We start from the raw sequence: 25,305 nt of genomic DNA, 5'->3' as shown, positions 1-25,305 counted from the left end.
AGGGCAATACAGTTCCAGAGGGCGTTTTGCCCCCTAGGCCGCCAGCAGTTGTCTCAGCACGTAGGGCAAAATACCGCCGTGGCGGAAGTACTCTACTTCATCTAGGGTGTCAATGCGGCACAGCACGGGCACGGTGGTGGAGTCGCCTCCCAGCCGATGAATAGTTAGATTGACCGCCATGCCGGGCTGAATACCGCCGCTGAGGCCCGTCAGGTCAAAGGTTTCGCTGCCGTCCAGGTGCAGCACGCCGCGATGCACCCCATCTACGAACTGGAGGGGCAGCACGCCCATGCCCACCAGGTTGGAGCGATGGATGCGCTCGAAGCTTTCGGCGACCACGGCTTTGACCCCCAGCAGCCGGGTGCCCTTGGCGGCCCAGTCGCGGGAGGAGCCAGTGCCGTACTCTTTGCCCGCGATCACCACCAGGGGGGTACCGCTGGCCTGGTACTTCATGGCGGCATCATAAATGGAGAGGGTTTCGCCCTCTGGCATGAGCTTGGTCACCCCGCCGGAGGAGCCTGGCACCATCTCATTTTTGAGCCGGATGTTGGCGAAGGTGCCCCGCATCATCACCTCATGGTTGCCCCGCCGCGACCCGTAGGAGTTGAAGTCGGCTGCGACCACGTTGTTGCCGACCAGGTAGCTACCGGCTGGGCTATCGGTTTTGATCGCTCCGGCAGGGGAGATGTGGTCGGTGGTGATGCTGTCGCCCAGAATGGCCAGGGGCCGGGCACCGAGAATATCCGCAAAGGCCTGACCGTTGACGCTGGGGGCCATGCCCGTGAAGTAAGGGGGGTTTTGCACGTAGGTGCTGTCGCCGCTCCAGGTGTAGGTTTGGCTCTCGGGGGTGGCGATTTGCTGCCAGTCGGCGGTGCCGGTAAACACGTTGCCGTAGCGGCTGCGGAACATCTCGGGGGTGAGCGCTGCCGCCATGACAGATTTGATTTCGGCGCTGGTGGGCCAGATGTCTTTGAGGTAGACGGGGCGGCCCTGGCTGTCTTGGCCGAGGGGGTCGGTTTTGAGGTCGATGGCCAGGCTGCCTGCGATCGCGTAGGCAACCACCAGCGGCGGCGAGGCCAGGTAGTTGGCCTTGGTGTGGGGGCTGACCCGGCCCTCGAAGTTGCGGTTGCCGGAGAGCACCGCGCCGACGACCAGGTCGTGCTCCTCGATGGCGCTGGCGATCGGGGCAGGCAGCGGCCCGGAGTTGCCGATGCAGGTGGTGCAGCCGTAGCCTACCAGGTTAAAGCCCAGCGCATTGAGGTCGTCCTGGAGGCCCGCATTTTCCAGGTAGTCGGAGACCACCTGACTGCCGGGAGCCAGGGAAGTTTTCACCCAGGGTTTGACGGTGAGGCCTTTTTCGCGGGCCTTGCGGGCCACCAGGCCCGCGCCAATCATCACCGAGGGGTTGGAGGTGTTGGTGCAGCTGGTGATGGCGGCGATCACCACGTCGCCGTCGGTGAGGCTGTAGCCGGTGCCGGCTACAGGCACCGACTGCTTTTCGCCGTAGGGCTTGCCGCTGAAGCCGGGAAAGTCACTTTCCCTGAACTGCTGCGCCAGGGCCGCCAGGGTGACTCGGTCCTGGGGTCGCTTTGGCCCCGCCAGGGAAGGTTCTACGGTGGCCAGATCCAGCGCCAGGGAATCGGTGAAGACGGGGTCGGGGGCGTCGGCATCGCGCCAGAGGCCCTGGGCTTTGGCGTAGGCTTCGACCAGGGCAATGCGATCGGGGTCGCGGCCCGAAAACTCCAGGTAGCGAATGGTTTCGCCGTCGATGGGGAAGAAGCCGCAGGTGGCCCCATACTCGGGGGCCATGTTGGCGATGGTGGCGCGATCGGCCAGGGTGAGATGGTCGAGACCGTCGCCGTAAAATTCGACAAACTTGCCCACCACGCCCTTGGCCCGCAGCATTTGCACCACGGTCAGCACCAGGTCGGTGGCGGTTGCCCCCTCGGGCAGCGACCCGGTGAGCTTAAAGCCCACCACTTCGGGAATCAGCATCGAGATCGGCTGGCCCAGCATGGCCGCCTCGGCCTCAATGCCGCCCACGCCCCAGCCGAGCACCGAGAGGCCGTTGATCATGGTGGTGTGGCTGTCGGTGCCCACCAGGGTGTCGGGGTAGGCCGTGGTTTCGCCGTTTTCGTCCTTGGTCCACACCACCTGAGCCAGGTATTCCAGGTTGACCTGGTGGCAGATGCCGGTGCCCGGCGGCACGACGCGGAAATTGTCGAAGGCGTTCTGGCCCCAGCGCAAAAAGGCGTAGCGCTCAAAGTTGCGCTGGAACTCTTTTTCAACGTTTTCGCCAAAGGCGGCGGCACTGCCGAAGGAATCGACCATGACCGAGTGGTCGATCACCAGATCCACCGGGGAGAGGGGGTTGATTTTGTCGGGATCGCCGCCCATATTCACCATGGCGTCGCGCATGGCGGCCAGATCGACGACAGCGGGTACCCCGGTGAAATCCTGCATGAGAACCCGAGCGGGACGATAGGCAATCTCGCGGGAGGAGGATTGGGTCTGGAGCCAGTCGGCCACCGCCTGCACATCCGCCGCCGTGACCGATCGCCCGTCTTCGTGGCGCAGCAGGTTTTCGAGCAGCACCTTGAGGCTAAAGGGCAGGCGACTGACATCTCCCAGCACGGCGGCAGCGGCGGGCAGGCTGTAGATGGTGTAAGTGGTATGGCCTACGGTGAGGTGGGTTTTGGCGTTAAAGCTGTTCACAAAGGCTCTCCGATCGCGACGGGCATGGCGCTTGCGATTCTATTACATTCGCAGCCCTGCTGTGCTGTAGGCTGTGCTGCCGATCGGGCCAAGCCGCCAAGATTGCTCCTGGCTTAGCGGCTTGGCCCCTTGGAAAACAGGCCGCCAAATAGCGATCGCTTGCTGCTGTCCTGCCTCGGTACGGCAGCGGGGCGAGGCGAGGTTTCTGCCGTGGTCAAATTGAGCTGCCGGGCATACTTGAGCGCCACAGCGTTGCTGGGGTTGATGCGCAGGGCCTGCTTAAAGTGAACCTTCGCCATTCCGGTCAGCTTGTTGAGCAGGTAGGCCTGCCCCATGAGGCAGTGGTAGCTGCTGTTTTGGGGATCCAGCCTAAGCGCGTCTTTGAGTTCTTGAATCGCGGCCTGAACGTTTTTACCCTTGAGATATTCCTGGGCACGGCCATAGTGGCGTTCGGCGTACATCAGCCCAGAGGCTGACTTGCCCGAGGGCACATCAGTCAGCGGTTCGGAGGCAAGGGCAGTAGCCGCCACCAGCCCGGTGCGCTTTTCCCGAATGACGGGAGCACCCATCTTGCGGCGCAGATAGACCAGGTTGAGCTCGCCCAGATGTAGGGTGCAGGCCTCAAAATCGGCCACCGACTCATACTGGCGACCGCACAGCTGATCGACCGCCTGTTGGTAGAATACCTCGACCTCGGCCTCGGGCAGTTCCAGCAGCTTGAGGCTTTGCTCCCCCGTCGGCTTGAGCTGCTGATCGCGGCTCAGGCGACGCACCTTAAAGCGCAGAGTGGCCAGCACTTCGTTGCGGCCTTTGTCTTGCTTAAGGCGCTGATAGGCGGGGTTGACCAGCTTGGGCAACACCTGGTCGGCCAGCCGGCGCAGCTCTGCCGGTACATTCACCAGGGTGTCGGGATGCAGCTGTTTAGCCACAGACCGATAGCGCTTGAGGATACGGCGCTCGTCAGCGGCTACCGAGACCCCCAGTAGCGCGTAGGGATCGGTAAAGCGACTTAGCCACTCAGGGGAGAAGGCAGCGTGGGACATTCAGGGGTGAGAGCGTAGGTGAGGTATTTTCAGTATCCTTATCTTTGCGGATCAGTGCTAACCCCATACTAGAATCCGGAGGTCAATGTCGATTCTTTATACCAGGCTTATACTGGTTTCACAAGATTAGTTCAAAGATTCACACTTCACAGACCTCACAGGTAGCGAAGGGAATGATGTTGGCACAGCGCACCCGTCGGACAGCCATTATCTTAGCCTGGTTGGGAGTGTTGACCCCGCTATCTGGGTTACACAAGTTCTACCTGGGTCAGCCTTTTTGGGGCGCGCTGTACCTGCTGTTAGGCCTAACCCCAATCCCCAAGGTGGCCTGCGCCATTGAGGGGGTGATGCTGCTTTCCCAGTCCTCCGAGGATTTTGCCCAGCGCTGGAGCCAGGCTTCCGCTGCAACCGACGGTGTTTCTCCCCTCCATGCGGCCCAGGTGAGCGCCTTGGGAACTGCGCTGCGGGAATTGGACACCCTGCGCCAGGAGGGCCTGATTTCGGAGCTGGAGTTTGAGCAAAAGCGGCGCCAGCTGCTCGATCGCATTGCCTAGGTATACATGAATGTCGGTGAGCGGGTGGATGGGTGATCTGTGCTAAGGCGTCTACAACTTCTACGGGCACAGCTTAACCCGCTGGCGAGTCGGCTGAGCCAGGATCCAGCCTATCGGCTGCGGTCTTACCAGGAGGTGGAGCAGGCGGCCAGGCTTGGCTTTGCGGTGGATGTCAACCAGGCCACGGTGGACGATTGGCTGCGGCTGCCGGGGTTGTCGATTCGTCAGGCCCAGGGGTTGGTGCGGCTGCGGCAGGCCGGGGTGCAGTTTCACTGCCTAGACGATGTGGCCGCCGCCCTGGGGGTAGCCCCAACTCAGCTGCGGCCCCTGGCTCCGGTGCTGTCATTTTGCTACTACGACGAACACAGCGGCACGCTGCCCAGGCTAGGCCTGAATCAGGCTACGGCGGGCCAGCTGTGCGGCCTGCCGGGAATCTCCCCGGCCCTGGCCCAGGCTTTGGTGCAGGAGCGATCGCGCCGCGGCCCCTACCAAGATTTGGCTGACCTCCAGCGCCGCCTGGAGTTGGCCCCCGACCTGGTTCAGGCCTTAATGTACTACCTGCGCCCCTAGCCCGGTTATTCTCGCTGAGGTTGATCGCTTGGCAATGCTGGCTGTAGCAATACTGGCTGTAGCAATGCTGACAAAAAACAGCAGCCCTAACCTGTTTTATAGGATTGCCTCAGGCGGGTTTTGCGCCCGCGCATTGAACTGACATTATGCTGACATTGAGTTAGTTCTATGGGGCGAATTGTGGCTTTTTGTGGCTTTTTAAGGATAGAAACAAAACGATAGAAACAAAACGATAAATCGCGATCGCCAATCAGCTTCAGCCCTTGCAAAACGGGATTTACAGCTCTCTCCAGGCCCCATAACTGGAGCTTAACTTCACCGGAGTATTGTTCAGGCAAGCGAAAAAATGTTTTAAAACATTCAAGAGTATTCCACCTGAAAAAAATCTTTCCTGTTTTTACCTTCCTCTCTTTACCAGTGACGCGCCAATGGCATAAACTCAGCCCGCTGAGTCGGTCACGGTGAAAGCCTAGCTAGGTGTTGTGTGGAACACCCTGAAATCTGAAAACTCTGTTTTTGGTCTCTTACGATAACGCGTACTTTCTGCTGGAATAAACGCCATGGTAGTAGCCTCTCCCCCCCAGACCAAGCCCCTTACTGACGAAGAGCTGCGTAAAATGCACGCCTACTGGCGAGCCTGTAACTACCTCGCGGTGGGCATGATTTACCTGCGCAGCAATCCTCTGCTCAAGGAACCCCTGAAGTCCGAGCAGGTGAAGCATCGCCTGCTGGGCCACTGGGGTGCCTCTCCCGCCCTAAGTTTTACCTACATCCACTGCAATCGGCTGATCAAAAAGTACGACCTGGACATGATCTTCGTGGCCGGACCGGGCCACGGCGCGCCGGGGGTGCTGGGGCCGGTGTATCTGGAAGGCACCTACTCCGAGATCTATCCCGACAAAAGCATGGATGAGGACGGCATGCGGCGCTTCTTCAAGCAGTTCTCTTTCCCCGGCCACATCGGTAGCCATGTCACCCCAGAAACGCCTGGATCGATTCACGAGGGCGGTGAGCTGGGCTACAGCATCTCCCACGCCTACGGTGCGGTGCTGGACAATCCCGATCTGATCGTCACCTGCGTGGCAGGGGATGGCGAGGCTGAAACCGGGCCTTTGGCCACCTCCTGGCACTCCAACAAGTTTGTCAATCCAGCCCGCGACGGGGCGGTGCTGCCGATTCTCAACCTGAACGGCTACAAAATTGCCAACCCCAGCATTCTCGCCCGCGTTTCCCACGAGGAGCTGGAATGCCTGTTTAGGGGCTACGGCTATACCCCCTACTTTGTCGAAGGCAGCGACCCCGCCGAAATGCACCAGAAAATGGCGGCGGTGATGGAAGAGTGCGTGCTCAAAATCAAAGACATTCAGCGCGAGGCCCGCATCAACGGCAGCCTGGAGCGGCCCCGCTGGCCCATGATTGTGCTGCGCAGCCCCAAGGGCTGGACTGGCCCCAAGGATGTCGATGGCCACAAGGTGGAGGGATTTTGGCGGGCTCACCAGGTGCCCATGGGCGGCATGCACAGCAACCCCGAACACCTGCGCCTGCTGGAAGAGTGGATGCGCGGCTACGGCCCTGAGGAGCTGTTTGACGACAGCGGCAGCCTGATTCCTGAGCTGAAGGAGCTAGCCCCCGATGGCACCCGCCGTATGAGCGCCAACCTGCACGCCAACGGCGGCATGCTGCGCAAGGCGCTGAAGATGCCCGACTTCCGGGAATATGCGATCGCCGTGCCTAAGCCCGGCAGCGTGGAGTTTGAGAACACCAAAGCCCTGGGGATCTTGATGCGCGAAATTATGCGCCACAACCCCAACAACTTTCGGCTGATGGGGCCAGATGAAACCGCCTCAAACCGCTTGCAGTCGGTGTATGAGGTGAGCAAAAAAGCCTGGATGGCCGATTTCTTGCCCGAAGACCTAGACGGCAGCCAGCTGTCGCGCGATGGCCGGGTGATGGAAATGCTCAGCGAGCACACCCTCCAGGGCTGGCTGGAGGGCTACCTGCTGACCGGCCGCCACGGCCTCTTCCACAGCTATGAGGCCTTTGCCCACGTGGTTAGCTCCATGTTTAATCAGCACGCTAAGTGGCTGGATATCTGCAAAAATCACGTGCCCTGGCGGCGATCGGTGTCGTCGCTGAATATCTTGCTGTCGTCGCTGGTGTGGCGGCAAGACCACAACGGCTTTAGCCACCAAGACCCCGGCTATGTCGATCTGGTTACCAACAAGAGCCCCGACGTGGTGCGGGTCTACTTTCCGCCCGATGCCAACTGTCTACTGTCGGTGGCCGACCACTGTTTCCGCAGCGTTGACTACATCAACGTGATTGTCTCCGACAAGCAAAACCACCTCCAGTACCTGGATATGGAGGCAGCGGTGACCCACTGCACCAAGGGCCTCGGCATTTGGGACTGGGCCAGCAATGACGACTGCGGCACCGAGCCAGACAGTCCTGATGTGGTGATGGCCTGCTGCGGCGACATTGTCACTAAAGAGTCGCTGGCGGCTACGGCGATTTTGCGGGAAGAATTTCCCTCCCTGAAGGTGCGCTTTGTCAACGTGGTCGATCTGTTTACCCTGATTTCCCACGGAGAGCACCCCCACGGGCTGACCAACCGCGATTTTGACTCGCTGTTTACCCCCGATAAGCCGATTATTTTCAATTTCCACGGCTATCCCTGGCTGATTCACAAGCTGGTGTACCGCCGCTCGAACCAGGAGCGCATCCACGTGCGGGGCTATAAGGAGCAGGGCAATATCAACACCCCACTGGAGCTAGCTATCAACAACGAGATCGATCGCTTTAGCCTGGTGATCGATGTGATCGATCGCGTGCCCAAGCTGGGTTCAGCGGCAGCCCATGTGAAAGAGAAAATGAAGAACAAGATCATCGAATGTCTCAACTACGCCCACACCGAGGGCAAAGACCACGACGACATCGTTAACTGGAAGTGGACTTCCTGAACCTCTGGGGCTGAGTATTCTGCTGGCGGCCAGGCTGTGTCTGGCTCAGGGCAGCATTCTCACCACTAAAACGGCAACGACAAGGGCGATCGCATCTTCGATCAGCGCCGCAGGCAAGTCGCGGCCAAGGGCGATCGCCAGCCGCGATCGCGCCGCCGCACCGCCCAGCGTGCCAATCACCGCGCCCACAACCCCGGCCCCTAGGCCGCCCCAAACCACACCACTGCCGATTCCCACCGCCGCCCCCGACAGCGCACCGCTGACCAGGCGCGCCCCAAACTGGACCGGCACCTTGCGGCTGGGGGTGGAGGGGAGCTGATCGGTGACAAATTCTGCCAGGGCCAGCAGCGAAAAAATCCAGGGGGTGAAGCGGTAGCCCATAAACGCCAGCCAGCTGCCGTCAAGATTTAGGTAGCCCAGATAGGCCGCCCAGCTGATCGCGGCGGGTGCGGTCATGGTCCGCAGTCCGGCAACAATGCCAATGACCAGAGCCAGAAAATAAACCATAGGGGCGTCGCTTTGTTTGTGGAGGCAGAGGTCGCGATACCCTCTGGTGCCGGGCCATGAGGTGATCGGAGAAGTGGTTGAATTGGGATCCCAGGTCACTCACCTAAAGCGGGGCGATCGCGTGGGGGTGGGCTGGCAGCAGGGCTCCTGCATGCACTGCCTGGACTGTTTGAAGGGCAACCACAACCTCTGCGATCGGGCCGAGGGCTGATTGTCAGTGGCTATGGCGGCTTTGCCGACTACATGGTGGTCGATTCGCGCTTTGCCTTTCTCCTGCCCGCCGGCGTTTCAACGGAATCGGCGGGGCCAATTCTCTGCGGTGGGGCCACGGTCTACGCCGGCTTGCGCAATGCGGGCATGACCTCCGGGCAGGAGATCGGCGTGATTGGCATCGGCGGGCTTGGGCATTTAGCCATTCAGTTTGCCAGCCGTTTGGGCAATCGGGTCACGGTTTTTATCACCTCCGCCGACAAAGCCGACTTTGCCACCCAGCTAGGCGCCCACGAGGCCATTTTGGTGCCCCCCGGTGGCTCCCCGCCCCTGCCAATTAACAAGCTGAATATCATCATCAACACCGCCAATCAGGCCCTGGACTGGCTGGGCTACGTGAACTATCACGACTCCAACGGCACCTTTGTGTTTGTGGGCATTCCCAGCGAGCCGCTGACGATTCCTGTGACGCCGCTGACCTCTAAACAGCGCCGCATTATGGGGTCTGAGATTGGCAGCCCCGCCATGATTACGGAAATGCTTCAGGTTGTGGATAAATTTGGCATTCAGCCCATGGTTGAGCTGTTTCCGCTGGAGCAGGCCAACGAAGCTTTGCAAAGGGTGATGGATAACAAGGTGCGCTACCGGGCAGTGCTGACCCTGTGAGCTGAGGAAGCTGCGGGTACCTTATTTTCCTGCGAGTCCCTAAGCGATTTGCGCCGAAATTAAGATACCAGCTACACGAGCCAGTCCATCATAGATTTCCGCCTACGCGAGTAATGACGCCCAGGCTTGTTGGTTTGCAGATTTCTAATCTTGCACCAGGCTCTGCAATCGCTGATTGGCCGACGCCCGATCAAAATGCTCCGGGTCAAAGTCGTAGCCGACTTTTTGCCAGAGGGCATCGACCTCCTCCGGGTCGTCGCTGTCGCTGAGGCGATCGAGCAGATCGACGTAGTCCCACACGCCGTTGCAAAACTCTGGCGGGCACTGGCGCTCCCCGGCGGTGCAGTGGGGGAGTGGATGCTGGGCGGGGGCGATCGCCTCCAGGGTGATCTTGTGCAGCCAGCCCAGGGCCGGGGCGTAGATGTAGATCAGGGCATCGCCGGGCTGGGCGAGCAGCGTGGCCAGGGAGCGATCTTCTCCACTGGCTAAAACCTGCCCCTGGCCCTTGAACACATAGTCGGCCTGCCCCGACCACCCCACGGCGGCGGCCAAGATCTGGTGCAGGTCTTCTAGGGAGCGATCGCCCTGAACGCAGACCTGTCGCCAGATGGGCGGATCGCTATCCAGCAGTTCAATATGCAGATGGTAGGTCTCAGAGGTGGGCATAGCCGCCATCGCAATTCACCGCTTCAGTGCATTACCCATCATGCACCCGATAGTTCGTTCCAGGCCAAATCCCGTTGATTTCCTCGGCCTGGTGCTGGGCGGCAAAGCGCTCCCAGGTCATGCCGTTGACATCTACCTCCGCCGTAAACGCCTCGGCCTGATCATCTTCCCAGCCCAGGTGGCGCACCTGCCCCGGCGCGATTCCAGACCCCTGGCGAATCGAGAGATTCAGCGTCTCTGTGCGCCACAGGGCGTAGGCTCCCTCAATCACCAACGTGGGCGCGCAGCCCAATCGGGCAGAATAGTCGGCCACGGAGGCGGCAATGTCGTCGGTTGAGATAGCCAGATGGAGTTTTTTCATGGGGGCATTGATCCCAGAGCCAGTACCGTTGACCCTGTAAACTAGAACCTTACCACGACGATTTCTAAACCCATCCATGACCCACGCCACCGATGTTCACACCCTAGCCCGCTGGATGGCGGCAGACTTTAGCAATCAGCAGCAGGCCTTCGACAACCCGCCCCTGTTTGCCCACATTCGCGTTTGCATGCGCCCCCTCCCCACCGAAACCCTGGGCGGCCTGGGCTTCTATATCGAGCAGGCCTACGACTTCATGCTCAATCAGCCCTACCGCGCTCGCGGCATGAAGCTCAGTGTCCAGGTCGATCACATTGTGATTGAAAACTACACCCTTAAAGATGGTGAAGCCTTCCACGGCGCCTCCCGCGACCTGGGGCAGCTAGCCAAGCTCACCGCCGATCATTTTGAAAAAACTCCCGGCTGCAACCTGCTCGTCCGCTGGACGGGCCACAGCTTTAAAGGGTCGGTCGAACCCGGCAATGCCTGCATGGTCACCCGCAACGGCAAACTCACCTACCTAGACAGCGAGTTTGAAATCGACGCCGACCAGTTCATCAGCTGGGACCGGGGCCGCGACCCGGAAACCCACGAGCACGTGTGGGGGGCGCTGGCGGGGCCGTTTGAGTTTAGGCGCAAGGCGAGCTTTGCCAATGAAGTACCAGCCTAAAGTCCGATTTTGACCCGGCTGAATTCGACGTCTAGCTCTCGGCCTGGAATTGAGCGCGAAGCTACGAGCGACGGCGAAGACTTGCGGTAACTGGTGCATAGGACTTTTCAAACATCCCCTAACATCTTCAGCCTTCCTTAAGAAAAAAACTTCCCCTAGCCTCGGGGTAGGAGGCCAAGAGAAGCAGGGAGTGATGTTAGGGAGTGAAAAGTCAACGCACTCTCGAGTGCGCTTTACCGGCTATCGGCTATCCCTAGCCCCAATGGTGCAAAGGGATAACCAAGCCACCTACGATCTGGGCATAACGTGATTTCTCCATAGCAATAGACAGCGGAACTCATAAATGGAACAAACAAGGGGGGAAAACACACAACCAACCCTGCTGGGTTAGCCCTATCCTAGGGGCTTGGTTCCTGCATGCACCTGAGGCAAACCTCCCAAACTCGGCAGGGCAATTGTCGCCCTCTGCGGTGGGAAATTTGTCCTATGGCCCTTCAACTGGCACGATTAGCCCCATTGCTACGAGCTGCTGAAGCTGCTGGGGGGTAAAAATAGCCTCAAACTGAGCCATCAGAATGGCGCGCAGGGCCGTAAGGTCTTCCTGCTGAGCGGGGTTTAGATGGAGGCGAGCGATCGGGTCTTCGTCCAGGTTGACAATGGGGACGTTCCGATATTCCGCCCGCAGGGCGGTGAGCTGGTCGAGCTGCGCTGGGGTCAGCAAGGCCTCAAAGCTGGCTCGATGGGCTGCAACGACCTCCTCTAGAGCCTGCATCTGACTGGAGCTGAGACTCAGACTTCCTATTCCCGGTGAACTGATAGCGGCGATGGGTTTTGCAGGCTTAGTTTGGGCTGTAGCCAAACTGCCCACCATCACGGCCCCGACCATGACGGTAAACAGCGATAAATAAACATACCGACGGCCTAGAAACTGATTGAGCATGAGCACATCTCCAGCGACGTGTAGGGAGCACATGCCCCTTGCCTGGAGATAGCTGCCTAGGCAGGGGCAGCTCTAGCCTAGGGGCTGCCCCTGAGGCGAGGCTTGAAGCAAACCTCCTAACCTCACCGGGGCAATGGTCGCAATTGGCATTGGGAGAATTGTCCTAGGGGCTGTCATCAATTAGTTGCTGATGGGCCAACAATCAGCGGTTACAGCCCCTAGCAGACGGCCAAGCCAAAGATGATAGGTAAGGCAAGGTATACGGTATACGGTTTAAGGTAAGCCGTGAACCGTATACCGTGAACCTTGAACCCAGGCCATCGCCCCTGTCACAATTAACTTGGTCAAGTACTAGCCTGTTTTTGGGTCGGGCGGATTTGCTGGTCTCCATCGTCGGGATTGGCCCTGACACCGCCGCTTGGCTGCTCGCAGAAATTGGTGACATCAAGGCCTTTGGCTCTGCCTGGCAGCTCGCTGCCTATGCGGGTCTCACCCCACAGGAGCACACCTCGGGCACCTCGGTGACCGGCAAGACTCGACTCTGCAAAATTGGCAACGCCCGGATCCGCAAAGCCCTATACTTCCCGGCTCTCACCATCCTGCGCCGGGCACCAGAACTTCGGCCTTGGCACCAACGGCTAGCGACGGCGGGCAAGACCAAAATGGCCATTGTCGGTGCCACCATGCACAAGCTCATTCGCATTGTCTACGGCATACTGGTCTCGGGCCAAACGTATGACCCAACCAAACTCTTACCGCCTGAGTCGGCGGCAGCAATCGCTTGACAGCCCAAAACCAACACAGTATCTAGGGCAGCATCAGCCCTAAGAATTAGGGTTGATGGGAAGACTGAGGTAACCTGTTCTGCATGGAGCGAGCCAGAATGCTATGCAGAAGAAGTACATTGTTCGCCTGAGCGCAGACGATCGCCATCACCTGCAAGCCGTGATCAAGAAACTCAGCGGCAGTAGCCAGAAAGTGCGTCGAGCGCAGATTTTGCTAAAAGCCGATGCTGAGGGGCCAAACTGGAAAGACCGTCAGATCGCCGAGGCCTTTGACTGCCGTACGAAAACGGTGGAGAACCTCCGACGGCGTCTGGTCGAGCAGGGCTTTGAGGTCACTCCTCAACGGTGTCAAACGGACCCGTCCCCCGACAGCAAAGCGGTTCGATGGGGAGCGAGAAGCGCAGATCATCGCGATGCGTCTAGGGTCACCCCCAAGGGGCTAGGCTAACTGGTCCTTGCGACTCCTGTCTCGCAAGGTGGTTGAGCTCGGACTTGTTGAGGCTGTTAGCCATGAGACCGTGCGCCAGACGCTGAAAAAAACGGCATGACCAACCGCAAGATTGAGTACTGGGTGATCCCACCGGAGGCCGATGCTGAGTTTACGGCTCAGATGGAAGCGGTTCTAGAGGTTTATGCCCAGCCCTATGACCCGAGCCGCCCGGTTCTGTGCATGGATGAACAACCCGTGCAACTGCAACGGGAAACCCGGATACCGCGTCCGGCTACTCTCCAGCACGGCAAACGGGTGGACTACGAGTATGAACGAGCCGGAACCGCTTGTATTTTTATGGTTACAGAGCCGTTGGCGGGTTGGCGTAATGCGCCGGTCCGCCCGCAGCGCACCAAAGTGGACCGGGCGATTGAAGTCGCCCGAGTGCTGGAGGAGCGCTACACCGATGGCCAGGTCGTGCCATTAGTCTGTGACAACCTCAATACCCATACCAAAGGCGCGTTCTATGAGGCATTTGAGCCTGAACGAGCCCGGCAGTTAGTCCGGCGACTTGAGTTCTGCTACACCCCGAAACAGGGTAGTTAGCTCAACATGGCTGAGAATGAGTTGACTGCCCTGACTCGACAGTGCATCGATGGCCGTCGCTTTGGCGATATCGAAACCTTGCAGGCTGAAACCTCAGCTTGGTCCTGCGATGTCAACAACACCCAGCGCGGCGTTGACTGGGAGATGAAGGTAGACGACGCACGCTGTAAGCTGGCCTCTGCCTACCCTAAAGTTAAGTCTTGACGCTGCACTAGGCGCTGACCTCCGTAGACTGGCCCTTGGAGTGCCGCTCCCCACGGTCATCATTGCCCTCGTGCTCACCGCGTTCTAGCTCGTCGTCGGCTTCGAGCGGATAGCGAGCCTCAGTCGCTTGATCAGAGGTTTGGCCAGGGATTTGACCAGAGGCCGAGTTGCCCACCCGGGCAACCAGGACATTGCCATTCTCCACCCGCGTGGAGAAGGCGGGTAGATCGGAGCGGGCGGGGCCAGTCAAAACTTTGCCTCCAGCCGCAAACCGCGCCCCGTGGCAGGGGCAGTGAAATTCTGAGCGATTGGCCTGCCAGTCTACTCGGCAGCCCTGGTGGGGGCAAATTGGGCTCACCGCCCTGAGCTGGTTGGCCTGGTCGCGGACGACCGTGACGGCCCCCAGCGGCGTGTGGTTGTTCACAATAACGCCGGCCTGGTTGAGCTGGCTTACCGTGCCCACCGGGGTATAGGCAGAGGCCTGGGCGGTGAGGGGAGCGGCACCGGCAGCGCCCCCAGTAGCGCCATTAGCGGCCCGCAGCCGACCCAAGCAGCTGGGCAGCAGCCCGGCCACCGAACCAAGGCCTATCCACTGTAAAAAGATTCTGCGATCCATAACTAGCGTCTCCAAATGCTCAAGAATTTTGCGACTTGCGGTTAGACTTCATCAACCCACCCATCACCACCCCGGTGACCAATAGCCCAATCGCCCCCACACCGTTTAAGACCGGGTAGATGTCCTCCAGACCCAGAAGTTCGCCGGAGTGCAGCCCAATCAAGATTCGGCCAATGCTGTCGATGTGCAGCCAGTCTTCAAAAATCGTGTAGCCCAGACCGGTGAGAATGGTTAGCCCTAGCGGTAGCGCCATGATGATGGCGAGGGAGCGATGATATTTGCGAAATGTGCGAACCATAATGATGTGCTGAGTCCAAGTCACTGCGCGAACGGGACGGAAATGCCTTGGTGGCCCGTTCGCTCCGACTCTAGCAAGGGGGGGGTAAAGAACTAGGAAAGAGGCAGCTTGACCTGCGCCACCGTGCCTTTGCCCGGCTGACTGGTGATGGTGATGCTGCCCTGGTGGGTCTGCACAATGCGCTGGGCTATGGCCAGACCGAGGCCAGAGCCAGAGCGGTGCGATCGCGCCGGGTCGGCCTGCCAGAAGCGATCGTAGAGGCGGGGCAGATGGGCCAGGTCAATGCCAATGCCGGTATCCTCCACCCAGACCACTGCGCTGGCCTCCTGAAGCTGCGACCTGAGCCTAACGCTGCCCTGGGCCGGGGTGTATTTGATCGCATTGTCGAGCAGGTTGGCAAACAGACGCTTGAGCTGGCTGCTGTCGCCCCACACCTTGCCCGCCGCCGCCAGCTCAACAGTAAACCCCAGGCCCTGGGCGGCCGCCTGGAGCTGGTAAACCTGGGCCAGATCGTCGAGCAAATCGTCGATGGGAATGGCGGCGGCCTGCGCCGGGGCCATTCGACTGTCGTCCAGCCGGGCCAGCAACAGCAGATCGTTGACCAGGCGCGTCATTTGCTCGGTCGCGCTGGCGATTAACCCCATCTTTTTCAGGTCGGTGTCCTGAAACCGTTCAGGATGGCTCTGCATTACCTCCACGGAGGTTTTAATCGCGGTTAAAGGGCTGCGCAGCTCGTGGGAGGCGTCGGCGGTAAACTGCCGCAGCCGCTCAAAACTGCTTTCGATCGGGGTCATGGCCAGGCGCATTAGCCCCCAGCTGCCCACCCCACAGACTCCCAGGGCCACTAGCCCACCCCAGCCCAGGCCCAGGCGCAGGCGGCGCAGTTCGCTATCGAGTTGGGCCGTGCTGCTGGAGACGCGCACGTAGCCCCGCAGGGCCTGGGCATCGTAGATCGGCACCGTTAGCAGCCGCAGCCCTTTAATCTGCTGGGGGCGCAGGCTGTCTGAAAGGGGCATTTCGGTGGGGGCATTCCCCTCCTGGCGCAGCGGCTGCCCGGTGCGATCAAACCACTCAATGGTCTGATCGCCCTGGCGCAGGTTTTGCCAGCGTAAATCGAGGTCGCCGTCGCCGTCTGTGGCGGGAGCGGGGGCGGGCGAGGTGTCGGCCTCCGGTGGCGGGACAGGTTGACCTTGGCCAGATTCCCCCCGATCGGATTCCCCCTGCTCAGATTCGCGATCGCGGGAGGACTCTGCCTGGTTTTTTGAGGTGGCCCCAGGCCTGGCTCGCTCGGCGATCGGCGGGCTGTGGGCCGCCGCATCGGCCAGGTTGAACAGCGCCTGATCGAGCTGGCCGTAGAGACTTCGCGCCACCACCTGGTAAACCCCGATCGCCCCTGCGCCCAGGGTCAGCGCGATCACGCCCAGGGACGACAGCAGCAGTCGCCAGCGCAGGGCGGCAAATTGAGACCGAAGGGGAGACTGGGGTTGGAGCACTGGACCTATCCCTGCTTGAGCCGATAGCCCAGGCCGTAGACTGTCTCTACTGCGTCTGGGGCCAGTCCCGCCGCGGTCAGCTTTTGGCGGAGGCCGCGAATGTGGACCTTGACGGTGTCGGCACCGGGGGTTTCCTCGGTGGCCCAGAGGTGGTTGAGAATGTCGTCGCGGCTAAAGGTGCGCTGGGGGTTGCGCATGAGCAACTCCAGGATCTGGTATTCCTTGGGGGTGAGGGGCAGGGGCAGGCGATCGCCCCCAGGGGCCGGGTCTTGGCCCTCGCAGGTGACCTGGCAGGTGTTGGGGTCTAGCTCCAGGGCGCTCCAGACCAGTACCGGCGTCAGGGCGACGGTGCCGCGCCGCAGCAGCGCCCGAATCCGGGCCAGCAGCTCTTGCAGATCAAAGGGTTTGACCACGTAGTCATCGGCCCCGGCATCGAGCCCCAGCACTTTGTCGGTGCTGGTATCGCGGGCGGTCAGCATCAGCACCGGGGTTTGCAGGCCCCGCTGGCGCATCCGCTGGCAGAGCTGAATGCCGCTCAAGCGGGGCAGCATGACGTCTAGCAGCACCAGACTGTAGGTGTAGGTGTCGAGGTAGTCCCAGCCCAGTTCGCCGTCCTCGGCCACATCGACGGCGTAGTTTTGGTCGCCCAGGGCTTCCGCCAGCGGAAACGCAATCCGCTCGTCATCCTCGACCAGCAGAATTTTCATGGCCGCTGGGCGAACCGGGCCACTGACCCGTCCGCCAGCCGAGAGGCCCAGCCATCAGCTGCCACAGTTTTCATTGTTAATGTCTCCGTTGGCCATGCGGGTGTTGCAAAACCTGGCCTGGCTGAGGTCGGTGCGGACCAGATTGGCCCCATACAGGTCGGCGTTGGTAAAGTTAGCGCCCTCGACGGAGGCATCGCGAATCAGGGCCTCGCGCAGGTCGGCCCCGGTAAAGTCGGTCCCGTCCAGGCGGGCACCAATCAGATTGGCCCGGTAAAATTTGCCGTTGGTGAGCGTGGCGCGGCTCAGGTTGGCCTCCGAAAAACCGGCCTGGGCAAAGCTTGTACCGTCCAGGCGGCTGTCGCTGAGATCGCTGCTGGCCCAGTTGCTCTCGCGGGCCTCGGCATTCTCCAGCTGGATATGGGTGGCGTTGACTTCGACAAAACGGCTGCCGGTGAGGGTGGCCCCGTTCAGGTTGGCGCCAGCCAGATTGGCCTGGGACAGGTCGGCCTGACTGATCACCGCGCCGCTGAGGTCGGCGCCGCCGAGGTCGGCCTCGGTCATCTGCGCCCTGGGCAGGCGGGCCTGGTGCAGATTGGCCCCGGCCAGATTGGCGCTGGTGAGGTTGGCGTTTTCTAAATTGGCGCCGGACAGGATCGCGCCGCTGAGATCGCAGGCGATGCAGTTGTGGCTGATCAGCAGCTGCCGCAGGGGGCCGTTGGCGGCGACCGGCGCGGCGGCCAGGGCGGCCAGGGCGGCTAGGACAATCGCGGCCAGTGGCCAGCGTTTACTCCCCACCGAGGGGCTGAGTCTATTGTTCAGGCGTTTTTTTGTGCCGCGCGCCATACCGGTGTCATCTCCCCAAAAATTAGGCCCGAAATCTACGATCAAGTCTATAGATTGCTTCTACAATGTGTCAGCATCTTTGCCTTCGGTGGGGTTTGGGCTGATAAAGCCTGGCGATCGCCCCCACTGGCCGTCTCGATTCTACTGCTCGCTCTCGGTAGTTTGACTTCATGGCATCTACACCGGCTTCTTCGCCCTTGAGTTCTCGTCGGCAGCGCCCTGGGCCGAGCCGCCAGGTTAAGCCGTGGGAATGGTTTTGGCTGACGCTGTGGGTGCTGCTGCTGGCGGGGTCGGGGATTTTTTGCGGCTGGGCGCTGATGTGGCTCACCCGGATTCCGCCCCTGCCCGACTGCGACCAGATCACGCCCTTTAATTCCGAGAGCGACCTGCTGTACTGCGCCAAGGCCCAGGCCCGCACCGGCGAACCCAACAACCTGGTGGAGTCGGTGCTGCTGACCGCCAACTGGCCCAAAAGCGACGCCCACTACGACGATGCCCAGGACATTTTGAAGGATGCCTCGGAGCAAATTTTGGTGCTGGCCAACCACTGGGCTCAGGCGGGTAAGCTGGACGATGCGGTCAATCTGGCCGAGGAAATTCCCCTCAATACGCCCCTGCGTAAGCCTGCCCAGTCGGTGATTTTTGAGTGGGAGCAGGAGTGGGAGCAGGGCCGGGCGATCGAGGCCAAGCTCAAACCCGCCCTGGCCGCCAGCGATTGGGCGCAGGCCAAAGCCTATCTTCAGGAGTTCAAAACCCTCAAGAGCGACTACTGGCTGACGACGCGCTATATGTTTTGGCAGCAGCAGTTCGTGGTCGAGCAGCAGGCGTGGAATCAGCTCTTGCAGGCCCGCAACCTGGCCTCCACCAACCAAATTGAGAACCTGCGCCAGGCGGTGGTGCTGGCGCGGGGCATCGATCTGCGCAGCCAGGTGTGGCCAGCGGCAGAAAATGACGTCAATCGCTGGAGCGAGACCGTGCTGGATGTGGCCCTCCAGCGCTGGCAGGTGGGCGATCGCGCCGGGGCCCTGGCGCTGGCCAGCGTGGTGCCCCCCAGCCCCCAGCTAATGCCCGCTGCCGCCGACCTGCTGCGGCTCAGCCACGGCCAAACGCTGGCCCAGCAGGCGGAACCCTCCGGCGACGGCCTGGTGCCCCGCTACGGCCACATGTTTGAGCTGATGGCGGCGATCGCTGCCGTCAATCAGCTCCCGGCGAACAGTCCCTACGCAGCGGCTGAGCTATCGTCAAAGGACCAGTGGAGCGAGCAGCTCAACGATTTGAGACGACTTAAGTTTAGCGAAATGGTAGCCCGACTGGGCCAGCGAACCACCTACGAGTGGGCCATGCACCAGGCCCAGATGGTCGAGCCTGGCCGTCCCCGGCGGATTCAGGGGCAGACCCTGGTGGCCCAGTGGCAGGCCAACCTTCAGCGCATCGAAGACCGCCCAATTTTGACCGAGGCCCGCAGCCTGGCCAAACCCGGCACCATCCCTGCCCTGGAGGCGGCGATCGCCAAGGCGGCGGAGGTCGAGCAGGGGCGCGCCCTGCGGGTGGAGGGCCAGACCCTGATTGCCGGGTGGCAGCAGGAAATTCAGGTGATCGAAGATCGCCCGATTCTCGATGCGGCGGTGGCCCTGGCCAACGACGGCAAGCTCCAGGAGGCGATCGACAAAGCCACGGATATTGAGCCTGGGCGCGCCCTCTACAGCCGCGCCCAGGGACTGGTGCAGGACTGGACGGCCTCGATTCAGATTGCCGAAGACAAGCCAATTTTGGACGATGCCAAGGACCTGGCCTACAGCGGCAGCCTGACGGCGGCAATCAACCGGGCCAGCCAGATTGCGCCGGGGCGGGCGCTCTACGACGAGGCCAGAGCCGCGATCGCCCTCTGGAAATCCGAGCGGGCCTACATCTGGTCAATCTGGGAGGCCGAAGGCAAGCCCGTGCCCGGTGGGGAAGGTGCCTCGACTGGTTCCTCGACTACAGATTCAAAATCAGAATGACGACCGCTCCCCTGCGCCTGATGCTGGTAGACGAAGACCCGGTGTTTCGCCTGGGCCTGCGGATTTGGCTGGAGCAAACCGCCGGGTATGCGGTGGTGGCCGAGGCCAGCCGCGCCGACGACGCCCTGGCGATTTTGGCCACCCGCTCTAGCCTGGCTGGCCCGCCCGCATCCGCCGAAGACTGGACCGAGGCCTGGGCTGCCCAGGGGGGCCTGCCCGACCTCGACCTGGTGATCCTGGATCTGGGGCTGGGGGCGGGGCAGCCCGATCAGCTGCCCGGCCTGCGCCTCTGCGCCGAACTCAAGGCCCGCTACCCCACCCTGCCGGTGCTGGTGCTCAGCGCCCAGGCCGAGCCGGTGCTAGAGGCCGCCGCCAGCCAGATGGGGGCCGACGGGTTTGGGGCCCGCAGCATGGCCGTAGCTGAGCTGGGGGAGCTAATTCAGCGGCTGGCGGGGAGGGGTACTCCCCCGCCCGCTGCCCCTGACCCCAGATCGGCGCGATCGCCGGCTGTCACCATGGCCGAGCGCCCTGACCCTGGCTCAACCCCAGCCCTGGGGGCGTTTGCGGTTTTGCGGCTCAACCTGCGGCGGTCGTCGGTACGGCAAATTGAGGCGGCGATGGCCCAGATCGAAGCCGAGCGCAGGCGGGGCCGGGGGTCGCCCCTGGCCGAGGCCGTGCTGGCCGGGCGCTACCGCGAGCTGAGGGCCGCCCGCTGGCTGGTGGGCAGGCTGCTGGCCACCCCCACCGCCGCAGAGCTGGAAGCGCGCCGCCTGAACCGCCGCTCAAATCAAGGGGACGAATCCAGGCGAGACGCTCTGACGTCTACCCCTTCAGGCCGACTTTCAGCCCAGGGCAGCGGGCGTGAGTCGCTGTCTTCCAAAGGAAATGGTAGCGGCCGCGGCAGGGGGACCGGCAACGAGAGCGATGCCCTGGCGATCGCTACCGCCGAGCGCCTGGCCCTGCGCCAGGGCGACCTGGCCACCCAGGTGTTTGAGCGGGTGTTTGACAAACTCCAGGGGCTGCTCGACAACACCAGCGGCGTGCCCCTGGAAACCGACATTCTGCGCGACGACAAAAAGCGGGAGCTGTTTTACCTGGTGCTGCGCAAAATTGAAGATGCCCTCGACAGCCTGCGCCAGGCCGAGGTGCCGCCGGGGCAACTGGGCGAAAAAAGCCCCCTGGTGCTGCAAGACCTGTGGCAGGCGACCATTGCCGACTTCTTTGGCCGCTACTACACCCTCCAGGTGGGCAACCTGGAGCAGCCCGTGGTGCCGACGCTGCTGGTGGAGGCCCCGGTGGTGCAGGCCGCCATCCTCGATCGCATTCCCCTGGTGCCCACCCTGCTAGGGCACCTGCTGTTCAACGAATCGGTGGTGGTGGACGGCAGCCTCTACGCCGCCGCCAGCCCCGAGGCCATGGCCCGCAGCCAGGCGCTGCTAGAGCACCTGCTGATTCAGCTGGCCAACGCCGTGGTGCAGCCGGTGCTCAATCACTTTGCCGATGTCGAACTGCTGAAGAAAAACCTCTACCACCGCCGCCTGATCACCAGCCGCGACATCGAGCGCTTTCGCAACGATCTGTCCTGGCGCTACCGCTGGGACGGGCTGATCAACGAACCCAGGGCCATCTTTGAGAGCCAGTACCGGCTGTTTGGCTTCACCGAGCGGGGCATTCAGGCCGAAACCGTGTACTCGCCCCGGCGCGAGGAGCTGGAGCAGCTGTCGGGGTTGCAGCGGGCGGTCACTCTGGCGGTGGAGGCTCGCGATGCGATCGCCCCCCGGTTTCGCTCGGCGGTATCGCTGGTGGGCAGCGGCATCGTCTACGTGCTCACCGACGTGATCGGGCGCGGCATTGGCCTGATTGGGCGGGGCATTTTGCGCGGCGTGGGCGGGGCCTGGCGCGACCCGCGCTACCGTCGCGACGGCCAGGAGAGCAACTTGCGAGACTAGCTGCAGGCTAAAACGTTCTGCGACCTCCTCCGAGTAACTGAACAGGGCTAAGACGGCAATCAGACCCAGGGTTCATCCAAAATCCGCTTTTTTTTGGGACAATCAGCAGGTGAGAAATGTTTGCAGCGGTCTTCGGCGTTGACCAGGCGCACTCCAGGGCTAGTCCTTGGGGGGGGCTGGCATAATGTTTCACGATTGTTAGCGGCACAGGTATATCGTCACTTGGCTGGCCCTCTGACCTACTGAATAAGGAGTTAATCCCCGCCTATGAAGTCGAGCTTGGCGCTGTTTGCTGAGCCTGTTCTGGCCATAGCCAGGCGGCTACTTTGGTTGAGCACCTGGCTACTGTGGATACCGCTGACGGTGTACGTTGTTGCCCTTAACCACGACTATAGTCTGGGGCTACTGCAGCAGGCGCTGCTGGTGGTTTCTCTGGTCGGTCTGGTGGTTATCAACGCCGAAACCGCCGTGGTGATCTACAGCTGTCGGCGGCCCAACCCCTGGTTTAGCCGGGGGCTGCTTCAGCGCTGGGGCAGGGTGTGGCGGCGGCGCCAGCCCATGGGCCTGCCGTCTGCCGTATCGCTGGCGCCGGGGCTGCTGCCTACCCAGGTCTCGCTGCCCTTCGTTTCGGTGATTGTGGCAGCCTACCTACCGAACGAGCAAGACATCATTGAAGATACGCTGCTCCACTGGCTCACCCAGGTGACGTCGCCCGCCCAGGGGTGGGAGATTATCCTGGCCTACAATACCCCTGTTCGGCTGCCAGTGGAAGACCGGCTTCAGGCCCTCGCCCGCCGCTACCCGGCCCTGGTGCTGCTGCCCGTCGCCCACAGCCACTCCAAAGCCGAAAACCTCAATGCCGCCCTACAGGTGGCCAGGGGCGAAATGACCGGCATCTTCGACGCCGACCATCACCCGGCGGCAGACTGCCTCAGCCGCGCCTGGGCCTGGCTTTACCAGGGCCGCTACGATGTCGTCCAGGGGCGCAACATCATCCGCAACGCCAAGGACAGCTGGCTCACCCAGCTGATCGCGGTGGAGTTTGAGTGCATCTACGGGGTCAGCCACTACGGGCGATCGCTGCTGGCGGACACCGCCTTGTTTGGCGGCTCCAACGGCTACTGGCGCACCTCGGCCCTGCGCCACCTGGGCTTTCACCACACGCGCCTGACCGAAGACATCGATATCACCGTGCGGGGGCTGCTGGGGGGTTACCGCCCGGTCCACGACCCCGCCATTATCACCACCGAACTGGCCCCCGACAACCTGCGCGGGCTTTGGCTCCAGCGCCAGCGCTGGAGCCAGGGCTGGCTGGAGGTGGCCAGCCTGTACCTGGGGCGGGTGCTGCGATCGCCCCACCTGGACAGCGCCCAAAAGCCCTACTGGGTGCTGATGCTGCTCTTTAGCCAGGGCTTCTATCCGCTGGTGTGGCAAATCGTGCCGATGCTGCTCAGCATCAGCCTCAGCCACAGCGATCGCGACTTCAAGTTTGAGACCCTCAACCTGCTGCTGATGGGGTTACTCACCCTCAGCATTGTTTTGCAGGTAGTGGTGGCGATGGGTCTGCGCCCGGCGGCGTCCACCTATACCCGTCGCCACGGGGTGCTGTACTGCCTGCTGTCGCCCATCTATTTCTGGCTCAAGGCGCTGATTGGCATGGTCGCCGTGGTCAACCACCTCTCCGGCAGCCGGGTTTGGCACGTCACCGCCCGCACCAAGAGCAAGCCCAATCGGTGGATGGTGGCCCTGCGGGGCGCAAAATAAAGCAGATACAAAAAAATCCCTCTTGCAATAGCAATAGCTCAGAGCAAGAGGGATTTTTTTAAAGGGGATTTTGAGTGAAATACTATTTGGCTGCTACACCCTACAAAAAGAGGTTTAGCGATGATCTAGTAGACTGCGGCAAAAGTGTGACGACTATTGTCAATCACGAGGGAGCTAGAGAGCCAAGCGAGCTGGAATAGTCGGTATATTTCAGCCTTCGAGCCGTAGGTTGGGTTAGCGTTAGCGTAACCCAACAAAACTATTATTGGCGTTGGGTTTCGCTTTGCTCAACACCAACCTACATCAAGGCTTTTGCCAGTCAATGCAGGATCTAGACACTCTTGACGAAATTTAAGATTAGGGAAATTACAAAAATGGCCAGGAAGATGTAGAACAAGATCTGAGCAATGCCTGCGGCACTGGCAGCTACACCACTAAAGCCAAAAAAGGCGGCAATAATAGCTACCACAAGAAAAATCAGCGCGTAGCGTAACATGGGCATTCTCCTAAGGAAAAAAGGAAGAGGCAAGGGCGATTGAATGGAGTCAGTCATCGGGCTGACGAGGCCATTATCAAGATTTAAACCCGCTGGCGCATCTGTCCTTTGACGCAGGTTAGCGTCTAACTCTAGGCCAAAAAAAGCCACTATCTATGTCTTTTGGTCAGCAGAAATGTTGCCCTCTAGGTCGGTAAAACTGGCGGCGAAATCGGCCCCATTAGCGCGACTGGAAGATGTTCTGAACCATTTGATGGCAGCCCTTTTGCGCCGCTGCCGAGCCGTCGCTGCCCCGCGCCGCCCGATCTAACTCCTCCACTTCCCCTGCGTCGAGCCGCCAGCCCAGGGCCGCCGTGTTTTGCTGCGCCTGGGCCAGGGTTTTGGCCCCTGGAATGGGGATTGTGCCCTTGCAAAGGCACCAGTTGAGCGCCACCTGGGCCGGGGTTTTGGCGCGGTGGGTGGCGATCGCCCCCAGGGTCGCCAGCAGCGGCTGAATATTCGGCAGCAGCTGACGAAACAGCCACCCTCGCAGGCCCGCCGGGTATGGCCCCCGGGCCGAGTATTTGCCCGTCAGCAGCCCCAGCGCCAGGGGGCTGTAGGCGATCAGGCGAATGCCCAGCTCGTCGCAGAGATCCTTCAGGCCCAGGTCGGTTACCGGGTAGGTGGACAGCAGCGAGTACTGCACCTGGAGGGTAGCGATCGCCACGCCCCGCTCCTGAAACCGCTGGTGGGCCAGCCTTAGCCGCCGGGGGCCAAAATTCGACAGGCCCACCGCCCGCACCTGCCCCTGGGCGTAGAGATCGATCAGGCCGTCGAGAAAGGGAGCTTCCTGCCAGGGGGCATAGTTGGCGGTGGACCAGTGCATCTGCACCAGATCGATGGGCCGTCCCAGCCGCCGGGCCGAGGCGGCTCCCGCCCGCACCACCGAGGCGGGGGTCAGCCGCCAGGGGTAGGCGGCCAGCTTGGTGGCCAGGCACAGGGAATCCTGGTTTGGCCCGCTATAATCCTTTGCAAACTGCCCCAGCAGGGTTTCGCTGCGGCCGTTTAGCCGCCCGGTGCCGTAGGAGTCGCCGCTGTCGAACAGCGTCACCCCCCGGCTGAGGCAGTGGTCAAAGACCTGCTGCAAGTCGCCATCCATGCTGGGGTGGTAGCCCCACAGCAGCTGGTTGCCCCAGGCCCAGGTGCCGCAGCCCATCTCGGGCAGGGTCAGCGGCGCGGCGGCGGGGGCGGCAGATGCGGTCATAGGTCGGCCAGG

At 61.5% G+C, this 25,305-nt stretch carries 25 protein-coding genes and 1 pseudogene; 13 read left to right on the top strand and 13 right to left on the bottom strand.

What is annotated here, in order from left to right:
- Positions 1-33: 33 nt before the first annotated feature.
- Both acnA and LEPTO7104_RS0104065 read right to left on the bottom strand, forming a co-directional pair.
- Entirely contained in the window at positions 34-2,715 is a 2,682-nt protein-coding gene (acnA, locus tag LEPTO7104_RS0104070) for an aconitate hydratase AcnA (RefSeq protein ID WP_017297272.1), read from the bottom strand.
- Positions 2,716-2,828: 113 nt separating this feature from the next.
- Positions 2,829-3,758, bottom strand: coding sequence for a J domain-containing protein (locus LEPTO7104_RS0104065; RefSeq protein WP_017297271.1), 930 nt, complete (start codon positions 3,756-3,758; stop codon positions 2,829-2,831).
- A gap of 173 nt (positions 3,759-3,931) precedes the next feature.
- Between LEPTO7104_RS0104065 and LEPTO7104_RS0104060 the strand changes: the two genes are divergently transcribed.
- The 3 genes from LEPTO7104_RS0104060 to LEPTO7104_RS0104050 all read left to right on the top strand — a co-directional run bounded on the left by LEPTO7104_RS0104060 (position 3,932) and on the right by LEPTO7104_RS0104050 (position 7,842).
- Positions 3,932-4,312, top strand: coding sequence for an NINE protein (locus tag LEPTO7104_RS0104060; protein ID WP_017297270.1), 381 nt, complete (start codon positions 3,932-3,934; stop codon positions 4,310-4,312).
- Positions 4,313-4,351: 39 nt separating this feature from the next.
- Positions 4,352-4,882 (top strand): ComEA family DNA-binding protein, encoded by a 531-nt coding sequence (locus LEPTO7104_RS0104055; RefSeq protein WP_026072352.1) that lies wholly within the window; start codon positions 4,352-4,354, stop codon positions 4,880-4,882.
- 560 nt (positions 4,883-5,442) lie between these two features.
- Positions 5,443-7,842 (top strand): phosphoketolase family protein, encoded by a 2,400-nt coding sequence (locus LEPTO7104_RS0104050; protein WP_017297268.1) that lies wholly within the window; start codon positions 5,443-5,445, stop codon positions 7,840-7,842.
- Positions 7,843-7,887: 45 nt separating this feature from the next.
- On the opposite strand, the gene LEPTO7104_RS0104045 is transcribed toward LEPTO7104_RS0104050, so the two are convergent.
- Positions 7,888-8,349: a hypothetical protein gene (locus tag LEPTO7104_RS0104045; protein ID WP_017297267.1), complete on the bottom strand. Its 462-nt coding sequence runs from the start codon at positions 8,347-8,349 to the stop codon at positions 7,888-7,890.
- Positions 8,350-8,422: 73 nt separating this feature from the next.
- Here LEPTO7104_RS0104045 and LEPTO7104_RS41525 point away from each other — a divergent pair, with 73 nt between their 5' ends.
- Positions 8,423-8,560, top strand: a complete 138-nt coding sequence (locus tag LEPTO7104_RS41525; protein WP_277996974.1) for an alcohol dehydrogenase catalytic domain-containing protein — start codon at positions 8,423-8,425, stop codon at positions 8,558-8,560.
- 32 nt (positions 8,561-8,592) lie between these two features.
- Positions 8,593-9,225 carry a zinc-binding dehydrogenase gene (locus tag LEPTO7104_RS32685; RefSeq protein WP_017297265.1) on the top strand — a complete coding sequence of 211 codons (633 nt, stop codon included), beginning with the start codon at positions 8,593-8,595 and terminating at the stop codon, positions 9,223-9,225.
- Positions 9,226-9,369: 144 nt separating this feature from the next.
- Here LEPTO7104_RS32685 and LEPTO7104_RS36665 read toward each other — a convergent pair whose 3' ends face one another.
- Positions 9,370-9,900: a plasmid pRiA4b ORF-3 family protein gene (locus LEPTO7104_RS36665; RefSeq protein ID WP_017297264.1), complete on the bottom strand. Its 531-nt coding sequence runs from the start codon at positions 9,898-9,900 to the stop codon at positions 9,370-9,372.
- 22 nt (positions 9,901-9,922) lie between these two features.
- On the bottom strand, positions 9,923-10,252 hold the full coding sequence (locus LEPTO7104_RS0104030; protein WP_017297263.1) for a VOC family protein: 330 nt from the start codon (positions 10,250-10,252) through the stop codon (positions 9,923-9,925).
- A 76-nt stretch (positions 10,253-10,328) separates the two neighbouring features.
- Between LEPTO7104_RS0104030 and LEPTO7104_RS0104025 the strand changes: the two genes are divergently transcribed.
- Positions 10,329-10,919, top strand: coding sequence for a chromophore lyase CpcT/CpeT (locus LEPTO7104_RS0104025; protein ID WP_017297262.1), 591 nt, complete (start codon positions 10,329-10,331; stop codon positions 10,917-10,919).
- Between the two features lie 484 nt (positions 10,920-11,403).
- Here LEPTO7104_RS0104025 and LEPTO7104_RS39875 read toward each other — a convergent pair whose 3' ends face one another.
- The gene (locus LEPTO7104_RS39875; protein WP_196358088.1) at positions 11,404-11,859 is read right to left on the bottom strand and encodes a hypothetical protein; all 456 of its coding nucleotides are present in this window, start codon (positions 11,857-11,859) and stop codon (positions 11,404-11,406) included.
- Positions 11,860-12,227: 368 nt separating this feature from the next.
- On the opposite strand from LEPTO7104_RS39875, the pseudogene LEPTO7104_RS32675 reads away from it, so the two are divergent.
- The 4 genes and pseudogenes from LEPTO7104_RS32675 to LEPTO7104_RS39865 form a co-directional block, all read left to right on the top strand.
- Positions 12,228-12,644: pseudogene (locus tag LEPTO7104_RS32675) on the top strand (transposase); the annotation flags it as partial.
- Between the two features lie 103 nt (positions 12,645-12,747).
- Positions 12,748-13,092 carry a helix-turn-helix domain-containing protein gene (locus tag LEPTO7104_RS32670; protein WP_083886997.1) on the top strand — a complete coding sequence of 115 codons (345 nt, stop codon included), beginning with the start codon at positions 12,748-12,750 and terminating at the stop codon, positions 13,090-13,092.
- A gap of 96 nt (positions 13,093-13,188) precedes the next feature.
- A complete protein-coding gene (locus tag LEPTO7104_RS39870; protein ID WP_017297259.1) occupies positions 13,189-13,680 on the top strand; it encodes a transposase in 492 nt (163 codons plus the stop codon).
- A gap of 6 nt (positions 13,681-13,686) precedes the next feature.
- Complete coding sequence (locus tag LEPTO7104_RS39865) at positions 13,687-13,884, top strand: hypothetical protein (RefSeq protein WP_017297258.1); 198 nt, start codon at positions 13,687-13,689, stop codon at positions 13,882-13,884.
- A 7-nt stretch (positions 13,885-13,891) separates the two neighbouring features.
- Here LEPTO7104_RS39865 and LEPTO7104_RS32660 read toward each other — a convergent pair whose 3' ends face one another.
- The 5 genes from LEPTO7104_RS32660 to LEPTO7104_RS32655 all read right to left on the bottom strand — a co-directional run bounded on the left by LEPTO7104_RS32660 (position 13,892) and on the right by LEPTO7104_RS32655 (position 17,841).
- Entirely contained in the window at positions 13,892-14,500 is a 609-nt protein-coding gene (locus LEPTO7104_RS32660) for a QcrA and Rieske domain-containing protein (protein WP_017297257.1), read from the bottom strand.
- 19 nt (positions 14,501-14,519) lie between these two features.
- Complete coding sequence (locus LEPTO7104_RS0103995) at positions 14,520-14,798, bottom strand: hypothetical protein (protein ID WP_017297256.1); 279 nt, start codon at positions 14,796-14,798, stop codon at positions 14,520-14,522.
- Between the two features lie 92 nt (positions 14,799-14,890).
- A complete protein-coding gene (locus tag LEPTO7104_RS0103990) occupies positions 14,891-16,291 on the bottom strand; it encodes a sensor histidine kinase (RefSeq protein ID WP_017297255.1) in 1,401 nt (466 codons plus the stop codon).
- 5 nt (positions 16,292-16,296) lie between these two features.
- Positions 16,297-16,998, bottom strand: coding sequence for a response regulator transcription factor (locus LEPTO7104_RS0103985; RefSeq protein WP_017297254.1), 702 nt, complete (start codon positions 16,996-16,998; stop codon positions 16,297-16,299).
- 54 nt (positions 16,999-17,052) lie between these two features.
- Positions 17,053-17,841, bottom strand: a complete 789-nt coding sequence (locus LEPTO7104_RS32655) for a pentapeptide repeat-containing protein (protein WP_017297253.1) — start codon at positions 17,839-17,841, stop codon at positions 17,053-17,055.
- Positions 17,842-18,038: 197 nt separating this feature from the next.
- Between LEPTO7104_RS32655 and LEPTO7104_RS0103975 the strand changes: the two genes are divergently transcribed.
- From LEPTO7104_RS0103975 to LEPTO7104_RS36660, 3 genes are all read left to right on the top strand, one after another.
- The gene (locus LEPTO7104_RS0103975; protein ID WP_196358087.1) at positions 18,039-19,841 is read left to right on the top strand and encodes a hypothetical protein; all 1,803 of its coding nucleotides are present in this window, start codon (positions 18,039-18,041) and stop codon (positions 19,839-19,841) included.
- Entirely contained in the window at positions 19,838-21,790 is a 1,953-nt protein-coding gene (locus tag LEPTO7104_RS0103970) for a DUF3685 domain-containing protein (protein WP_017297251.1), read from the top strand. The genes LEPTO7104_RS0103975 and LEPTO7104_RS0103970 overlap by 4 nt, the downstream gene beginning before the upstream one ends.
- A 267-nt stretch (positions 21,791-22,057) precedes the next feature.
- Entirely contained in the window at positions 22,058-23,554 is a 1,497-nt protein-coding gene (locus LEPTO7104_RS36660; RefSeq protein WP_017297250.1) for a glycosyltransferase family 2 protein, read from the top strand.
- 331 nt (positions 23,555-23,885) lie between these two features.
- Here LEPTO7104_RS36660 and LEPTO7104_RS37920 read toward each other — a convergent pair whose 3' ends face one another.
- Together LEPTO7104_RS37920 and LEPTO7104_RS0103955 are read right to left on the bottom strand one after the other, a co-directional pair.
- Entirely contained in the window at positions 23,886-24,050 is a 165-nt protein-coding gene (locus LEPTO7104_RS37920; RefSeq protein ID WP_017297249.1) for a DUF1328 domain-containing protein, read from the bottom strand.
- Between the two features lie 220 nt (positions 24,051-24,270).
- On the bottom strand, positions 24,271-25,293 hold the full coding sequence (locus tag LEPTO7104_RS0103955) for an aldo/keto reductase (RefSeq protein WP_017297248.1): 1,023 nt from the start codon (positions 25,291-25,293) through the stop codon (positions 24,271-24,273).
- Positions 25,294-25,305: the final 12 nt, after the last annotated feature.

Source organism: Nodosilinea nodulosa PCC 7104 (assembly GCF_000309385.1).
GTDB lineage: Bacteria > Cyanobacteriota > Cyanobacteriia > Phormidesmidales > Phormidesmidaceae > Nodosilinea > Nodosilinea nodulosa.
Note: the sequence above shows the minus strand (reverse complement) of the source record. Positions and strands in the feature narration are given on the sequence as shown.

What these genes read in the sequence shown, in the direction of transcription:
- LEPTO7104_RS0104065 (WP_017297271.1), bottom strand. Translation starts at nt 3,758, where the DNA reads ATGTCCCACGCTGCCTTCTCCCCTGAGTGGCTAAGTCGCTTTACCGAT.
- LEPTO7104_RS0104060 (WP_017297270.1), top strand. Translation starts at nt 3,932, where the DNA reads ATGATGTTGGCACAGCGCACCCGTCGGACAGCCATTATCTTAGCCTGG.
- LEPTO7104_RS0104050 (WP_017297268.1), top strand. Translation starts at nt 5,443, where the DNA reads ATGGTAGTAGCCTCTCCCCCCCAGACCAAGCCCCTTACTGACGAAGAG.
- LEPTO7104_RS0104045 (WP_017297267.1), bottom strand. Translation starts at nt 8,349, where the DNA reads ATGGTTTATTTTCTGGCTCTGGTCATTGGCATTGTTGCCGGACTGCGG.
- LEPTO7104_RS32685 (WP_017297265.1), top strand. Translation starts at nt 8,593, where the DNA reads ATGGTGGTCGATTCGCGCTTTGCCTTTCTCCTGCCCGCCGGCGTTTCA.
- LEPTO7104_RS36665 (WP_017297264.1), bottom strand. Translation starts at nt 9,900, where the DNA reads ATGGCGGCTATGCCCACCTCTGAGACCTACCATCTGCATATTGAACTG.
- LEPTO7104_RS0104030 (WP_017297263.1), bottom strand. Translation starts at nt 10,252, where the DNA reads ATGAAAAAACTCCATCTGGCTATCTCAACCGACGACATTGCCGCCTCC.
- LEPTO7104_RS0104025 (WP_017297262.1), top strand. Translation starts at nt 10,329, where the DNA reads ATGACCCACGCCACCGATGTTCACACCCTAGCCCGCTGGATGGCGGCA.
- LEPTO7104_RS39875 (WP_196358088.1), bottom strand. Translation starts at nt 11,859, where the DNA reads ATGCTCAATCAGTTTCTAGGCCGTCGGTATGTTTATTTATCGCTGTTT.
- LEPTO7104_RS32670 (WP_083886997.1), top strand. Translation starts at nt 12,748, where the DNA reads ATGCAGAAGAAGTACATTGTTCGCCTGAGCGCAGACGATCGCCATCAC.
- LEPTO7104_RS39870 (WP_017297259.1), top strand. Translation starts at nt 13,189, where the DNA reads ATGACCAACCGCAAGATTGAGTACTGGGTGATCCCACCGGAGGCCGAT.
- LEPTO7104_RS39865 (WP_017297258.1), top strand. Translation starts at nt 13,687, where the DNA reads ATGGCTGAGAATGAGTTGACTGCCCTGACTCGACAGTGCATCGATGGC.
- LEPTO7104_RS32660 (WP_017297257.1), bottom strand. Translation starts at nt 14,500, where the DNA reads ATGGATCGCAGAATCTTTTTACAGTGGATAGGCCTTGGTTCGGTGGCC.
- LEPTO7104_RS0103995 (WP_017297256.1), bottom strand. Translation starts at nt 14,798, where the DNA reads ATGGTTCGCACATTTCGCAAATATCATCGCTCCCTCGCCATCATCATG.
- LEPTO7104_RS0103985 (WP_017297254.1), bottom strand. Translation starts at nt 16,998, where the DNA reads ATGAAAATTCTGCTGGTCGAGGATGACGAGCGGATTGCGTTTCCGCTG.
- LEPTO7104_RS32655 (WP_017297253.1), bottom strand. Translation starts at nt 17,841, where the DNA reads ATGGCGCGCGGCACAAAAAAACGCCTGAACAATAGACTCAGCCCCTCG.
- LEPTO7104_RS0103970 (WP_017297251.1), top strand. Translation starts at nt 19,838, where the DNA reads ATGACGACCGCTCCCCTGCGCCTGATGCTGGTAGACGAAGACCCGGTG.
- LEPTO7104_RS36660 (WP_017297250.1), top strand. Translation starts at nt 22,058, where the DNA reads ATGAAGTCGAGCTTGGCGCTGTTTGCTGAGCCTGTTCTGGCCATAGCC.
- LEPTO7104_RS37920 (WP_017297249.1), bottom strand. Translation starts at nt 24,050, where the DNA reads ATGTTACGCTACGCGCTGATTTTTCTTGTGGTAGCTATTATTGCCGCC.
- LEPTO7104_RS0103955 (WP_017297248.1), bottom strand. Translation starts at nt 25,293, where the DNA reads ATGACCGCATCTGCCGCCCCCGCCGCCGCGCCGCTGACCCTGCCCGAG.